General features: G+C 37.1%; 15 protein-coding genes. 8 read left to right on the forward strand and 7 right to left on the reverse strand.

Going from position 1 to position 14,210, the window contains the following annotated elements:
* The first annotated feature begins 184 nt into the window (after positions 1–184).
* Positions 185–1,111, forward strand: a complete 927-nt coding sequence (locus tag BLE01S_RS14280; RefSeq protein ID WP_066143575.1) for a S66 peptidase family protein — start codon at positions 185–187, stop codon at positions 1,109–1,111.
* A 35-nt stretch (positions 1,112–1,146) separates the two neighbouring features.
* Here BLE01S_RS14280 and yxzF read toward each other — a convergent pair whose 3' ends face one another.
* The gene (gene yxzF, locus BLE01S_RS21320; RefSeq protein WP_274379918.1) at positions 1,147–1,278 is read right to left on the reverse strand and encodes a small protein YxzF; all 132 of its coding nucleotides are present in this window, start codon (positions 1,276–1,278) and stop codon (positions 1,147–1,149) included.
* A gap of 294 nt (positions 1,279–1,572) precedes the next feature.
* Here yxzF and BLE01S_RS14285 point away from each other — a divergent pair, with 294 nt between their 5' ends.
* Entirely contained in the window at positions 1,573–2,958 is a 1,386-nt protein-coding gene (locus BLE01S_RS14285) for an L-cystine transporter (RefSeq protein ID WP_066143578.1), read from the forward strand.
* A gap of 90 nt (positions 2,959–3,048) precedes the next feature.
* On the opposite strand, the gene BLE01S_RS14290 is transcribed toward BLE01S_RS14285, so the two are convergent.
* The 4 genes from BLE01S_RS14290 to BLE01S_RS14305 are packed head-to-tail and all read right to left on the reverse strand — an operon-like array spanning position 3,049 to position 6,290.
* Positions 3,049–3,351: a PTS sugar transporter subunit IIB gene (locus BLE01S_RS14290; protein WP_066143581.1), complete on the reverse strand. Its 303-nt coding sequence runs from the start codon at positions 3,349–3,351 to the stop codon at positions 3,049–3,051.
* Entirely contained in the window at positions 3,348–3,674 is a 327-nt protein-coding gene (locus BLE01S_RS14295; protein WP_066143584.1) for a PTS lactose/cellobiose transporter subunit IIA, read from the reverse strand. The genes BLE01S_RS14290 and BLE01S_RS14295 overlap by 4 nt, the downstream gene beginning before the upstream one ends.
* Positions 3,675–3,686: 12 nt before the next feature.
* Positions 3,687–4,967, reverse strand: a complete 1,281-nt coding sequence (celB, locus tag BLE01S_RS14300; protein WP_066143587.1) for a PTS cellobiose transporter subunit IIC — start codon at positions 4,965–4,967, stop codon at positions 3,687–3,689.
* Positions 4,968–4,979: 12 nt separating this feature from the next.
* The gene (locus tag BLE01S_RS14305) at positions 4,980–6,290 is read right to left on the reverse strand and encodes a 6-phospho-beta-glucosidase (RefSeq protein ID WP_066143590.1); all 1,311 of its coding nucleotides are present in this window, start codon (positions 6,288–6,290) and stop codon (positions 4,980–4,982) included.
* Between the two features lie 185 nt (positions 6,291–6,475).
* Between BLE01S_RS14305 and BLE01S_RS14310 the strand changes: the two genes are divergently transcribed.
* Together BLE01S_RS14310 and chbG are read left to right on the forward strand one after the other, a co-directional pair.
* Positions 6,476–7,201 carry a GntR family transcriptional regulator gene (locus BLE01S_RS14310; RefSeq protein ID WP_066143593.1) on the forward strand — a complete coding sequence of 242 codons (726 nt, stop codon included), beginning with the start codon at positions 6,476–6,478 and terminating at the stop codon, positions 7,199–7,201.
* A 19-nt stretch (positions 7,202–7,220) separates the two neighbouring features.
* Entirely contained in the window at positions 7,221–7,934 is a 714-nt protein-coding gene (gene chbG, locus BLE01S_RS14315) for a chitin disaccharide deacetylase (RefSeq protein WP_066144107.1), read from the forward strand.
* A 41-nt stretch (positions 7,935–7,975) separates the two neighbouring features.
* Here the strand turns inward: chbG and BLE01S_RS14320 are convergent, their stop codons facing one another.
* Both BLE01S_RS14320 and BLE01S_RS14325 read right to left on the reverse strand, forming a co-directional pair.
* Entirely contained in the window at positions 7,976–8,785 is an 810-nt protein-coding gene (locus BLE01S_RS14320) for a YihY/virulence factor BrkB family protein (RefSeq protein WP_066143596.1), read from the reverse strand.
* A gap of 484 nt (positions 8,786–9,269) precedes the next feature.
* The gene (locus BLE01S_RS14325; protein WP_066143598.1) at positions 9,270–10,247 is read right to left on the reverse strand and encodes an NAD(P)H-quinone oxidoreductase; all 978 of its coding nucleotides are present in this window, start codon (positions 10,245–10,247) and stop codon (positions 9,270–9,272) included.
* Positions 10,248–10,370: 123 nt separating this feature from the next.
* Between BLE01S_RS14325 and BLE01S_RS14330 the strand changes: the two genes are divergently transcribed.
* The 4 genes from BLE01S_RS14330 (at position 10,371) to anmK (ending at position 14,146) form a co-directional block, all read left to right on the forward strand.
* Positions 10,371–11,597 carry a CynX/NimT family MFS transporter gene (locus BLE01S_RS14330; RefSeq protein WP_066143601.1) on the forward strand — a complete coding sequence of 409 codons (1,227 nt, stop codon included), beginning with the start codon at positions 10,371–10,373 and terminating at the stop codon, positions 11,595–11,597.
* A gap of 25 nt (positions 11,598–11,622) precedes the next feature.
* Complete coding sequence (locus tag BLE01S_RS14335; protein WP_439950969.1) at positions 11,623–11,811, forward strand: SE1832 family protein; 189 nt, start codon at positions 11,623–11,625, stop codon at positions 11,809–11,811.
* Between the two features lie 268 nt (positions 11,812–12,079).
* Positions 12,080–12,979: a BadF/BadG/BcrA/BcrD ATPase family protein gene (locus tag BLE01S_RS14340; protein ID WP_066143606.1), complete on the forward strand. Its 900-nt coding sequence runs from the start codon at positions 12,080–12,082 to the stop codon at positions 12,977–12,979.
* 12 nt (positions 12,980–12,991) lie between these two features.
* Positions 12,992–14,146, forward strand: a complete 1,155-nt coding sequence (gene anmK, locus BLE01S_RS14345) for an anhydro-N-acetylmuramic acid kinase AnmK (protein ID WP_082788745.1) — start codon at positions 12,992–12,994, stop codon at positions 14,144–14,146.
* Positions 14,147–14,210: the final 64 nt, after the last annotated feature.

Here is a 14,210-nt window from a genome sequence, read left to right on the forward strand (position 1 = left end):
ACATCTTCTCATAATATTAACCTAATTTAACGAAAAAGGTAGGGGAAAAGTTATTGTCGTATTTCCTCGGAAATAATTCAAATAAACGGACAAACTTTTCAAGAGTAAAAATGGCTTCCCCGTTGTTCTCTTAGTTGATAGCTTTAATATAATTAATATTAGAAGTCTATTAAGGGAGGGTAAAATGAACTTAAATCATGGTAAAACACTTATCTGTGGTGACGTAATTGGTATTACGGCTCCAGCTGGCCCTGTGGATGTAGAAATGTTAGAAGAAGCAATTTTAGCTGTAAAAGAACTTGGATTTCAAGTCGTCATTGGATTAACATGCTATGAAAATGAAGGTGGATATTTGGCGGGACCAGCGTTGTTAAGAGCTCAAGAACTGAATTGGATGTTTGCCAATCCGGACATTACTGCGATCCTTTGTTTGCGCGGCGGGTATGGAACTCTTCAAATCTTACATTTGCTTGATTATGATTTAATCGCTAGGAACCCCAAAAAAATTGTCGGGTACAGCGATATAACAGCACTTCATATCGTTCTACAGCAAAGAAGTAATCTGGCAACGATTCATGGACCAATGGCTGCATCTGATTTGATATCAGCAGATGACTTTACTAAAGAATCATTGCTTAACGTATTGATGGAGAGAAATGGATATAATTTCGTAATCAACCCAAAGGAGGAACCGATTGGATGTCTCGTTCCGGGTTATGTAGAAGGTATTTTGACTGGGGGTAATCTAAGTGTCTTAGTAAGTACACTGGGCACTCCTTATGAAATAGATACGTGCGGAAAAATTTTATTTCTGGAGGACATTGGGGAAGAGCCATATAAAATCGACCGGATGTTAACTCAACTCCTGTTAGCAGGCAAACTTTCTGATTCTAGTGGGATTGTTTTAGGAACATGGAATAAATGTTATTCTAATAAACAAGGCTATCAAGTAGAGGATTTGTTTGAAAAACTGATTAAGCCTTTAAATAAACCAACAATTTTTAACTTAAGGGCAGGACACTGCTCACCAATGGTTACATTACCAATGGGTTTTCCAACAATTTTAGATGCGACAAATTGTAAATTATGGAATAGATACAATAAACAATAAAAAATGGAATCCGTGGAGGAATTCCATTTTTTATTTCAATTTTGTGTGTTTGGTTTATGGTTGCTGCTTTTTTTTCCTTTTCGATTATTTAATATCTTATTTGCGACCGGATAAACAATAGGTGCTACTTTGATTGCAACACGAATGACTTTTGAAATTCTTCCCATAATATAGTGATTCCTTTCATAAGGTATAGTAAATTGGAAATCATATATATTGGTGCTGAAACTTTAAGTGATGGAAGGTCACTTTATATTAGCTTACCCTTTTGGTTACAAAACAAAAACATTTTTTGCATAAAAACTCTATGGGAAGGGAAATAGGTAAGAAGGTAATAATTAAAAATTACTTTTCTATTGGAAGTAGTTAATTCCGATTTGACTAGTTGGTTTATCTGAATTATAGTATACAGGTTAAGATTTTTTAATTGAAAAATGGCTATATGGGGAAGGAGAATTAATTTGGATACTTTATTTATTATTATTAATATTGTTGTACTAATTTTACTAATAATAGGTTTGTTTTATATGCAAAAAAAGCATGTTTCTTTTTCTAAACGTGTTTTTACAGCTTTAGGTCTCGGTATTTTGCTCGGATTTGCGATTCATTTTATTTATGGAACGAAGTCAGATGTAACGAACGGCTCGATTGAGTGGTTTAATATTGTTGGTACCGGCTATGTGTCGTTATTAAAAATGATTGTTATGCCTTTAGTGTTTATATCGATTGTTTCAGCCTTTACTAAATTGAAATTCACGAAGAATCTCGGTAAAATTGGTGGACTCGTTATTGGTATATTAATTGGTACAACTGCCATTTCGGCTTCGATAGGAATTATCACCGCACTCGGTTTCCAACTTGAAGGGATTCAACTAGAGCAAGGGGAAGCAGAAGTAGCTCGTAATACTCAGTTGGAACAAACAGCTGGTGATGTGCAAAACATGACTATTCCACAACAAATTATTAGTCTGTTTCCACAAAATCCATTTTTGGAGTTAACGGGGGCGCGTCCTACTTCTACGATTGCGGTTGTTATATTTGCGGCTATTATCGGGATTGCTTATTTAGGAGTACGGCGAAAAGAACCAGAACACGCTGAGTTTTTTGCGAAAATTATTGAAACGATTTATACCATTGTTATGCGTGTTGTAACGCTGATATTGCGTCTAACACCATACGGGGTATTGGCGTTAATGACAAAGGTCACAGCAACGAGTGATTATTCGGCGATAGCTAAACTTGGTAAGTTTGTGATTGCTTCATATGTAGCAATTATTGCAATGTTTATTGTACATTTGATACTATTAGCGATTGCAAAACAAAATCCAATTACGTATATTCGAAAAGCGATGCCCACTTTGACATTTGCTTTTACATCACGTTCAAGCGCGGGAACATTGCCATTAAATATTAAGACGCAACATAAAGAGCTTGGAGTATCTGAAGGAATAGCAAACTTTGCTGGCTCATTTGGTTTATCAATTGGTCAAAATGGCTGTGCGGGCATATATCCAGCGATGTTAGCTATCATGGTTGCCCCATCTGCTGGTATTGATCCGCTAAATCCTACATTTATTGCAACATTAATCATCGTTGTAGCAATTAGTTCATTTGGCGTAGCAGGTGTCGGCGGAGGAGCAACTTTTGCCGCTTTGCTCGTATTGTCAGCACTTGATTTGCCCATTGCTATAGTTGGTCTGTTGATCTCAGTTGAACCATTGATTGATATGGGGCGGACAGCATTGAATGTAAGTGGTAGTATGACCGCTGGTGTCCTGACTGGGAAGATAACAGGTGAGATGGACCAAGAGGTTTATAACCAACCAAAAGGAGATTTGCAAGTCTAGGGAATAATCATCCTATTTAAAAAAAGAGGCAACTTAGAGAATCGTTTGTAACGACCTCTTAAGTTGCCTCTTTTTATGAAACATGATTATTTACTTTGCTAATTCTAAAGCGTGTTCTAGTACCTTTTCGCCATTCATCATTCCGTAGTCCATTTGATTAATGATATCTACCTTGATGCCTAATGGTTCTGCGTTGGCTTTAATTTTTGGAGCTAAATAGCGTACTTGAGGTCCGATTAATATGACATTTGTTCCGTCAAGATGATTGGATAGTTGAGATTCTGGAACTGCTTCTATTTCTGCCGAAAGCCCTTTGCTCTCGGCGGATTTTTCCATTTTTTGAACAAGCATACTTGTTGACATACCAGCGGAACATACTAGAATAATTTTCATTTTTTTATTTCCTCCATTCGTTTATATAAATCTATGAATTCTTGCGCCATTTCTTTCATTGTCATAGCCGTCATTAAATGGTCCTGTGCATGAATAAGTAATACAGTAGGTTTTTTACCTTCGCCAGTTGCTTCCGCCTGCAAAAGCTTTGTTTGTGAATGATGTGCTTCTACAAAGGCTTCATCCGCTTCTTTTATTTTATCATTAGCTGCGTCGAAATCTCCAGTCTTTGCAAAATGGATTGCTTCCATAGCTGAAGAGCGAGCATTACCAGCGTGTAGAATAATTTGAAAAGATATTTCTTCAAGTGAAAATGTTGTCATGATGTTTCCTCCTTAAGCTGCAGTATTTTGGTTTTTTAATTCTGCTTTGTCAACTGCTCGTATAAATGGAATGTATAGCATGATTGCGATTGCTAAGTTGATGACCTGTAATGCAATTCCTCTCCAGGACCCGCCAGTTACGAGATAACCGCTAACAATTGGTGGGGTTGTCCAGGGTAACATTGCAATGGTCTTAGGTACAAGTCCTAAGCTTAGCGCCAAATAGGATGTAATAGTAAGGACAATCGGTCCTAGGATAAACGGTATAAGCATCATTGGGTTTAATACGATTGGTAATCCGAACATAATTGGTTCATTGATATTAAATAGTCCAGCTGGCGCAGATAAACTACTAATCGAACGGTAATGGGCAGATTTAGACGCAATGAACACTGCAATAATCAGGGCAAGTGTTGTACCCGATCCACCCATAAACACAAAGGAGTCAAAGAATGGTTTCGTAACAATATGTGGCACATCAAATGCACTAACTCCTGCAGAAAAGAGCTCTTGGTTCTTTATAATAAGTGGCATATAAATAGATTCAATGATTGGACCAAGAATATTTGTTCCATGCAACCCAAAGAACCAAAGTAAGTGATTAAGGAATGCAATAATTAAAGCAGTTGGCAATGAATCAGATAATGATTGAAGTGGTTTCTGGATCGTATTAAAGACAATTTCATGTAAACTTGTATCGCCAATTAAAACAAATAGAGCCTGGATGAGACTGACTAGCACTAAAATGACTATAGCAGGTATGAGCGCTTTAAATGACTTTACCACTCCGCTAGGTACACCGTCAGGCATTTTAATCGTAAACTTAGAATTGTATAATAATCTAAATATCTCTGTCGTAATTAGGGCTGTAATAATAGCTACAAATAATCCTTGGGCTCCTGCCCATTCATACGATAGACCAAAGTCAGGGGTTACAGGAGTTAAAATAATAAATGTCGCTAGTGATACAACGGCTGCTGAAAGTCCATCTGCATTATATGATTTTGCAAGATGATAACTCGTTGTTGCAACGACGAGCAAGGCGAGAATGGCAAAAGTCCCTGTCCATACGTTCCCACCAACACTTGTCCATTCTTCTCCAAAGATATTGACCATAAAGTTTTGAAATGCCTTTACAGGAAAATTATTAACTAGTACAGCTAATGAACCAACAATCATTAATGGCATGATAGATACAAACCCATCACGTATGGCTACTAAATGACGTTGAGAACCAATCCTTCCAGCAATTGGCATAAACTTTTCTTCCATTACTTGCATTACTTTACTCATTTAAAACCCTCCTTATTTTTGGAATTGTGGTAAATAGTCTTTATGAGCTTCTAATAGTTCATCTAGAAGTATTTTTGCTTTTTTCTCATTTTGTACGAGTGGATTCATGACCATTGCCTCGTATGCTTTTAAGTAATCGCCGCTAATTGCTGCTTCAATTACAAGTTCTTCGAAAGCTTTCATTTGGATCGTGATTCCTTTTATATTAAGTGGCAAATGTCCTGAAGCGATTGCCTTTGGGCCATCTTTTGTGATGACCGCATTCACTTCGATGACTGAATTAGTTGGTAAATCAGGGATGGCTCCATTGTTCATTGTATTGACAGTTTGAACATCGCCTTTATTATTGTGAATACTGTCCATTAAATTACAAGCTGCATCACTATAATAAGCGCCACCGCGTTTTTCTAATTCCTCAGGCTTTACGTCTAAGTTTTCATCTTTGTATTTTTCGAACAAATCCATTTCTACTTGTTTTACTACTTCAGATCTGGTCCCATTTTCTTTGAAAGCAGTCAGGTCTTTCTCTAATGTCTCCTCTTTTTGAAAATAATATTGATGATAAGGATTTGGTAGCATTTTTAATGCATGAATAAATGTTTCTGACCATCCAATTGAGACTATATTTGCAGGTGAATAATCCACATTTTGTTGAAGCATTTTTTCTAGAACAGCGGCTGTTCTATCTTCCCCTTGAATATAAACAGAACGTCCGAATACAAAATGATTCATTCCGATAAATTCAATCTCAACATCATTTACATTACAATCCATCATTTCAGCAACACTATTTTTCATGTTGAATGGGATGTTACAAACGCCAATTACTTTTTTATGTGGACTATATTTTAATAATGCTTCTGTTACAATACCGGCTGGATTTGTAAAATTTATCATCCAAGCATTTGGACAAATTTCATGAATATCTTGAGCAATGTCCAACATGACAGGTATGGTCCGTAAAGCTTTGAAAATTCCTCCAGCTCCATTTGTTTCTTGACCAATGACTCCATGACTTAGTGAGATTCTTTCATCCTTTTCACGTGCATCAAGACCACCTACGCGTATTTGTGTTGCTACAAAATCTGCGTTTTCTAATGCCTTTCTGCGATCCAAAGTATAAGAGAGCTTAATTGGTAAACCTGACTTTTGAATCATTCTCTTAGCAAGAGAAGTTACAATTTTCAACTTGTTATGACCTTTTTCTATATCCACAAGGACAATTTCTGTCACTGGAAAAGATGGATATCTATTCATAAAACCTTCTATAATTTCTGGCGTATAACTTGATCCACCGCCAATAATAGTTACTTTTAAACTCATTAATATTCCCTCCAAGATGTTGCAAACGTTTACTAGTAATTAATTTATCATAACAAGTTTCGGTTGTCTAGTATTATTTGTAATAACAATATACTAAAATTTTAATAGGTGATAACTTGTAGTTACAAATCACGGCTGATTCGTGTTAAAATAAAGTAAATCTTCAAATAGAGAGGGGCACGAGATTGGAATTTAGCAATGATACTCAAGCGCTTCATATACGAGTGAAGGAAGAAATTATTAAGATGATCAAAGAAGAACAATATAAGCCTAATACAATATTACCGACGGAGGCAGAATTTTGTAGGCTTTTTAAGGTAAGTAGAACAACAGTAAGAACTGCTTTACAACAATTGACTGTTGAGGGGTATATATATCGTGAACAAGGGAGAGGAACATTTGTAGCAGATAGCAAAATTAAACAAACGCTTTCTAATACGGAGGTCCGTTTTCGTGAACAGCTAATGACACAAGGAAAAAAGGCTTCTATACGTGTGGTTAGCCTGGAAGTAGTACCGGGAAGTATTCTACATAGTAAGATTTTCGGCATTAATGAGGGGGACCCTGTTAATCGTTTAGAAAGGATTCGCTATGCAAATGAAGATCCTCTCCAATATGAAATTGCGTATATACCTTGGTTTAAAGCACCTGGTTTAAATGAAGAAAAATGCAGTAATTCTTTATATAAACTTTTGGAAGTACAGTTCGATCTCAAAATTAAAAGGACGGTAGAGCATATTGAACTGGTGATGGCTGATTCGTTTTTATCCGAACAACTTAATATACCAGTAGATACACCGTGCTTCTCAATTGAAACATCGGCTTATCTAGAAGATGGCTCACAAATTGAATATTCAAAAGCTGTCTTTCGCGGCGATCGAGCAAACTTTGAAATAGAAAGGCTTTATTGAAATGGAAGGAGAGGAAGAGTTGTTTAAACTAATTGTCAATGCAGATGACTTTGGTTTTTCCAATGGGGTTAATTATGGGATTATCGATGCACACAGATATGGTATCGTTAACTCAACCACCATGATGGTCAATACACCAGGCACAGCTCATGCTGTTGGGCTGGCAAAACAAAACCCGAGCTTATCTGTTGGTATTCATTTAGCTTTAACATTCGGTAAGCCAGTCCGCACAGATGTACCTACACTTGTAAATGAGCATGGTAATTTCCGAATCGATAAGATTGTAGAAAACAATAAGAATGTATCTTTAGAGGAAGTCGAGCGTGAGTGGGAAGCGCAAATTGAGAAGTTTCTTTCCTTCGGGTTAACGCCATCTCATTTTGATAGCCATCACCATATTCATGGTTGGGCATTCCTTGCTCCAGTTGTAAGGAGGCTTGCTGAAAAATATTCGCTTCCTGTTCGAAATGTATTTTCCGCAAATCCAGAAAATATTCCAACATTAACAGATGTATTTCTAGATGGGTTTTACGATGAAAATGTAACAGAACAATATTTCCACCATATTACAGAAGGGCTTTCTGCTGAAAAAACGATTGAAGTGATGTGTCATCCAGCTTATATTGATACCTTTTTAACGTCAAACTCCACTTATTGTCAAAAGCGTTTAACAGAACTAGATATTTTAATGAACACAAGATTACCAGATGCTCTTTCTTTAATAGAAAAATAAAGAAGGTTGCTAAATCTTGATAGCCCAATTCCGACTAAATATTAGTTGAAATTGGGCCTTTTTTCTATATATGCTGCGTTGATTAAACCTCCTGTAAGCAGGACAGCGGCAGTAAGATAAAACCAACTCATCAAAACGACAATACTTCCGAGCTGTCCATATAGTTGTGAATAATCAGCAAAGGACACATAATATGAAAAACCAACAGAAACGGCTTGCCATCCAGCTGTAGCAAATAGTGCACCAGGAATGACAGATAGAAAATGAATCTTTGTACTCGGAACATATTTGTATAACAAATTAAAAAAAAGAAACAGGTAAATACTGCTAATTGCCCATTTGGCAATGGTCCACCAATGAAAAGATCCAGGAAGTAAATGTCTATAATCATAAACAAAAATACGGGCTATTTCTTCAATAATAGGGATAAACAGAGATATGGCTAAAGTAGCCATAAGTACGGCAGTTAATAGCATATCTTTTAAAAGTACGATAAAAAATCGATCATTTCTAGTGATTTGATAGGCATCATTCATCGCTCTTACAAGCGACTGAACGGCCATAGATGCAATCCAGAACGTTGCGATGAAACTAAAAGAAAGAAGTTTTGTCCGTTGTTGATCAAGAATACTAATCAAATTACTTTTAATCAATTGATAGCTGCCCTTAGGAGCAAATGGCTCGATCACAGTCAGTACATCGCCAGAGTAAATCGGCAAATAACTTAATAAGGAAACGACAAAAATAAGCAAAGGGAAAATGGCCAACATAAAAAAGTAAGCCATTTGAGCGGATTGATCGTGAAAGCGGTCAGTAAAAAAACGTTTCATTACAGAAAAAATGATATCCATAAAATTCACTCATTTCCCTTAAAGCATTAGACATTATTATATTGTCCTAAAATGTTATAAATTAAAATAACATATGGTAATGGAGTGATTCATTAATTTAGAAATAAGTCATTTGTGAATGGCAGTTAGCAAATAAATACGAAGCGTTATAGGTGATTATTTACACTAGTAGCAGAGGCTACTAGTGTAAATAATGTAATTAAGTTAAATGATGAATTGGATTGCAAATTTTCAACCTCAGCCGTGCAAATATAAGACCTTCGAAAATAATCCCTCGCAGGTTCGAAAAATGCCAATTTTTACGAACTTGCGAGGGGAAATAAGAAGATTTCAGTGCTTACTGTCCATCGCAGACCTTATACTAGCCGTCATGAACCACTTATTGTCCATCGTGAATAAAATACTGTCTGTTGGTAAGTATTTATTGTCCGTGGGGGATCATTTACCGTCGAAGAACATATTGCTGGTGATCATGTAAATAAAATTAATGTACACGTAATACTATTTTTCCCGCATTATTGTTTTGCTCCATATGTGTATGGGCTTCATTTACTTTATTCCAATCCCAAGTAGAATCAATGACGGGTTTTAATGCGCCGGCTGCAAATTTAGGAAGCGCAAAATCACCGAATGCACTTGTCAAGGTGACCTTTTGTTCGGCAGACTGGGAACGAAGGGCAGAACCGATTACTTGAATCCTTTTAAAGAGTAATTCTCCGAGGTCTACACCGTCCAACTTTGAACCACCCATCACACCGATGAGAATTAGTTTTCCATCTCTTGAGAGAGAATCAATATTTTGCTGCCAATATGGGGCACCAATGAAGTCAAGTATCAGATGAACGCCTTTACCCTCCGTGATCTCTTTTATCTTAGGTGAAAAGGAGCCCGCTTTATAATCAATCGCATATTTTGCGCCCAGGGAGAGGCAGAGCTCTCTTTTTTTCTCTGATCCCGCGGTTACGATTACTCTTGCACCAGTTTCTCTTGCTAGCTGAATGGCTGCAGTACCAACTCCGCTAGCCCCAGCATGTATAAGTACAGTTTCATCTTTCTTTAACTGGCCAAGCCAAAACAAATTTAAATAGGCAGTCAAGAAAACTTCAGGTATAGCCGCCGCTTCTTCATAAGTTATATGATCAGGGATTGGCATGGCCATACTTGCTGGAATGGTAACATGTTCAGCATACCCTCCTCCTGGAAGAAGTGCGAATACACGATCGCCAACATTCCAACCCTGTACATTTTCGCCAACAACCTCAATGACTCCACTCATTTCAAGTCCTAAAATGGGAGAGGCTCCTTTGGGAGGTGGATAAAGGCCGCGCTTTTGTAGAAGATCCGCCCGGTTTAATGCTGTTGCCTTCACTTTGACAAGAAGATCATTTGCTGAAATTGAAGGCATATCAGCTTGACCTAAATACAAATTTTTACTATTTTCGTCTACAAGAATTGCTTTCATAAGATTCCACTCCTTTTCTAATGTGAAAATAAGTAATTTCTGTTATCGTATAAGAGAGAGATATTATAAACAATTAAAACAGCTTACGTTTAAAATGTGAGCTTTAACTAATGGGGTTAATATATGAATAGTAATTTGCACAGTCAGGGTAAACAAGTAGCAACTAATCAAGCATTGTTAATTATAGGTATCATATTTGTTGCCTTTAATTTACGGCCTGCGATTACATCGGTTGGCCCATTGATTGGTTTGATTCGAACAGACTTACAACTTTCAAATGGTATAGCAGGTCTAATTACAACACTGCCCCTTCTTGCTTTTGCTGCATTATCATTTCTCGCTCCAAAAATTGGCCAGAAGCTAGGTAATGAACTTGCGATCCTAATGGGCCTTTTATTCTTAACAATCGGTATCATGTTACGCTCTGTGGGTATATCATCCATGCTTTTCACAGGTACAGCGATCGCTGGGGTTGGTATTGCCATTTGCAATGTTCTCCTTCCAGGAATTGTGAAGCAAAGATTCCCTAATAAGGTAGGCCTGATGACGGGTGTTTATACGGCGTCGCTCGGTGGCTTTGCAGCAATTGCATCTGGGATAAGCATCCCTTTAGCGGTTAATATGAAACTTGGGTGGGAAAATGCTCTTTTGACATGGGCTGGTTTGGCAGCTGTAGCTTTTATCATTTGGTTTCCACAAACACGTAAGTATAAACGTTCTAGAGATATACAAGTTGATAAAAGTTTACCAGGTCATCAAAATTCTATGCTTCGATCAAAGCTTGCGTGGAATGTGACCTTTTTCATCGGTCTGCAATCTTTTTTATTTTATTGTGTGATCGCTTGGCTTCCAGAGCTTCTTTTGTACAAAGGGTTAGATGATACAACTAGTGGTTGGATGTTGTCACTTTTGCAACTTTTTGGATTGCCTATCTCATTTATCACACCTGTCCTAGCTGCAAAAATGAAGAATCAAAGAATGCTTGTCATTGCAATAGGAATAATATATATAACTGCGTTTCTTGGCCTCCTCATGGATGGCAGTGCGAGCATGACGCTTCTTTGGGTACTACTAATTGGCATAGCACAAGGTGCAGGTTTCAGCTTAGCTTTAACATTTTTTGTATTAAGGACAGTTAGTAGCGATCAGGCATCTGCGTTATCGGGAATGGCTCAATCAATAGGCTATCTATTAGCAGCAATCGGCCCTATGTTTATCGGTATGCTGTTTGATCAAACACAATCATGGTCATTGCCGTTATTCACATTCATTGCTATCGCTGCGGCTATGCTTATAGCAGGTCTAGGTGCTGGCGCTGGATTAGTTAGTCAAACAAGAAGCGAATACTAAATGTGCTACTATACTCATAGAGGTGATGACATTGAATAAAAAGGAAATAGAATACAAGATTCTTGATTTGAAAACAGATTACGTAAGACTTCAGCAAGATCTGGAAAAGCTTGAATATGTAAAAGGAAATCTACATCCATTGGAAAAACAGCTTGCGGAAATGGAAATAGAATTACAAGAGTTGAATAAGTTATTGGGGGAAATAGAAAAGTAATAGTAAAATAGTTGAAAATGGGAGTCGCCTATCTAACATGGAAAAGCAGATAGGCGGCTTTTTCTTATCTTTATGCTTATTTAACGGAAAAGTAGATGGATTTTTTACTACTACAATTACAAAGTTGTCTTCCATCTAGCATTTAATGGCATTGCTTTGTAAGTGATTTCATAATATGATACAACTAAAATATTATTTTGTCGCTATAATCATTATTATAAAATATAGTTTTATTTAATTTGACCCATAAGCAAAGGAGGTACGAAATATGAACTATACGATTGGGATCGATGCTGGAGGAACAAAAACAACTGGATTGGTTTTGGATAATCAAAAAAATGTAGTGTTTCAAGTTGAAACAGGTTTTGGTAACCCGAATGTTCATTTTGAAAATGCATTGGCAAATGTATGGGAGGCAACTTCTGCTTGTCTTACAAGTGAGTTTGGATATGCCTGCAATACGATTGTAGCCGGGGTCGCGGGCATTGAAGCAAGTGGAAATAAGGAAGGGTTTGCTACTTTTTTTAAACAGCATACAGATAAACAAGTTATTCTAGTAAACGATGCAGTGCTTGCCTATCACGCTTTGCTTGCTGAGGCGGATGGCATTCTAACGATTGCTGGAACAGGTTCCATTTCTTATGGAAGAAATGGTGAAAAGGAGGGATACTCCGGTGGCTGGGGACATTTACTCGGTGATTCAGGCAGTTCTTATGATGTAGCGATAAAAGTTTGCAAGCAAATAACGAGAGAGTTTGATGAAGGTTTACCTTATTCATCATTATCACAAGCAGTAATGCGAAAGGTTGGTATGAAGGAAGCACCAGAGTTAAAGGGCTTCATATATCAAGCTTCCAAGGGAGACATTGCTTCTTTATCCTATCCTATTTTTCTAGAAGCCGAAGCTGGTGATGAAATTGCTAGAGGTTATTTTTATGAAGCTGGAAGGGACCTTGCAAAGCAAACTGTATGGCTTTATAAAAAGTTACAGATAGTTTCTCCAATAAAAATCGCTGTTAAAGGTTCCCTTCTAGAAAATAATACATACGTACAATCTCAATTTAAATATGTACTTGAACAAAATATAGGAGAAGTGGAGGTTATTTTGAAAGATTTATCACCAGCAGTAGGGGCCATGTCTATTGCTTCTTTATATAAAAAAATGTAAGGGAGTGGAAGTGTGGAAAAGTTAGCTGTAGGTTTAATGTCGGGTACCTCTCTTGACGGGATTGATGCTGCGCTTGTGAAGATTTCTGGATATGGAACAGATACAAAGGTACAACTTTTACATTTTGCAACTGTGCCAATTCCCACAGATACAGAGCGAGAAATCTTACAAATTATGGAATTAAAAAGTTCGAATGTTGCTTTGATTTGCAGTTTGAATTTTAAACTAGGTGCTTTGTTTGCTAAAGCGGTTAAAACTGTGTGTATGCAAGCAGGTATACCGTTTGAGAAACTTAATTTTATTGCTTCGCACGGTCAAACTATTTTTCATTTGCCAAATCAATTGGAGAACTATATGAAATCGACATTGCAAATTGGCGAACCGGCTATTATCGCTTATGAAACAGGTGTAACTGTGGTTTCCAATTTTAGAACGATGGATATGGCTGCAGGAGGGGAAGGCGCTCCACTTGTTCCATATACAGATTATCTTCTCTATCGCAGTGAAGAAAAGGGAAGAGCGTTACAAAACGTAGGAGGTATTGGTAATGTGACAGTCTTGCCAAAAGGCGGATCATTAGAGGACATTATTGCATTTGATACAGGGCCTGGAAACATGATTATCGATGCACTTTGTAAGCATTTTAAAGGAATCTCATACGATCATGATGGGGAATGGGCGGCAAAAGGAAGAATTCATCAAGATATTGCCGAGTCTTGGTTACAACTAGCATTTTTTGAAGAGGTACCGCCTAAGTCAACTGGACGTGAATTATTCGGAGCGCATTATACAGAAAAATTGATTGAGACATATTCTTACTTATCGGCAAATGACTTAATAGCAACGGCCACATATTTTACGGCATTGTCTATTGCTAATGCTTATGAACGTTTTATTTTTCCTAAGACGCAAATAGATGAGCTAATTATTGGCGGTGGGGGAAGTCATAATAAGACATTATTGACGATGTTAAGAAAGCTTCTTCCAGATCTAACTATTCTAACACAAGAGGATATTGGGTTTTCCTCAGATGCAAAAGAAGCAATCGCGTTTGCTATTTTAGCGAATGAAACATTAAATGGCCAACCTTCTAATGCTCCTGAGGCAACTGGGGCAAGTAAACGAGTTATACTTGGTTCCATTACTTATCCAACAATAAGAAATTGAAATAAACAATCAAATATATTTAAAAATTTTTGATTTTATATTTCACTTAAAGGTATTTTTGTGT

The sequence above is a fragment of the Lederbergia lenta NBRC 16444 genome (assembly GCF_001591545.1).
Classification (GTDB): Bacteria; Bacillota; Bacilli; order Bacillales; family Bacillaceae_C; genus Lederbergia; species Lederbergia lenta.

Excerpts from the sequence above, each read along its gene's own strand:
- BLE01S_RS14280 (WP_066143575.1), top strand. The coding sequence starts at position 185 with ATGAACTTAAATCATGGTAAAACACTTATCTGTGGTGACGTAATTGGT.
- yxzF (WP_274379918.1), bottom strand. The coding sequence starts at position 1,278 with ATGGGAAGAATTTCAAAAGTCATTCGTGTTGCAATCAAAGTAGCACCT.
- BLE01S_RS14290 (WP_066143581.1), bottom strand. The coding sequence starts at position 3,351 with ATGAAAATTATTCTAGTATGTTCCGCTGGTATGTCAACAAGTATGCTT.
- BLE01S_RS14295 (WP_066143584.1), bottom strand. The coding sequence starts at position 3,674 with ATGACAACATTTTCACTTGAAGAAATATCTTTTCAAATTATTCTACAC.
- celB (WP_066143587.1), bottom strand. The coding sequence starts at position 4,967 with ATGAGTAAAGTAATGCAAGTAATGGAAGAAAAGTTTATGCCAATTGCT.
- BLE01S_RS14305 (WP_066143590.1), bottom strand. The coding sequence starts at position 6,290 with ATGAGTTTAAAAGTAACTATTATTGGCGGTGGATCAAGTTATACGCCA.
- BLE01S_RS14320 (WP_066143596.1), bottom strand. The coding sequence starts at position 8,785 with ATGGATATCATTTTTTCTGTAATGAAACGTTTTTTTACTGACCGCTTT.
- BLE01S_RS14325 (WP_066143598.1), bottom strand. The coding sequence starts at position 10,247 with ATGAAAGCAATTCTTGTAGACGAAAATAGTAAAAATTTGTATTTAGGT.
- BLE01S_RS14330 (WP_066143601.1), top strand. The coding sequence starts at position 10,371 with ATGAATAGTAATTTGCACAGTCAGGGTAAACAAGTAGCAACTAATCAA.
- BLE01S_RS14335 (WP_439950969.1), top strand. The coding sequence starts at position 11,623 with ATGACATTGAATAAAAAGGAAATAGAATACAAGATTCTTGATTTGAAA.
- BLE01S_RS14340 (WP_066143606.1), top strand. The coding sequence starts at position 12,080 with ATGAACTATACGATTGGGATCGATGCTGGAGGAACAAAAACAACTGGA.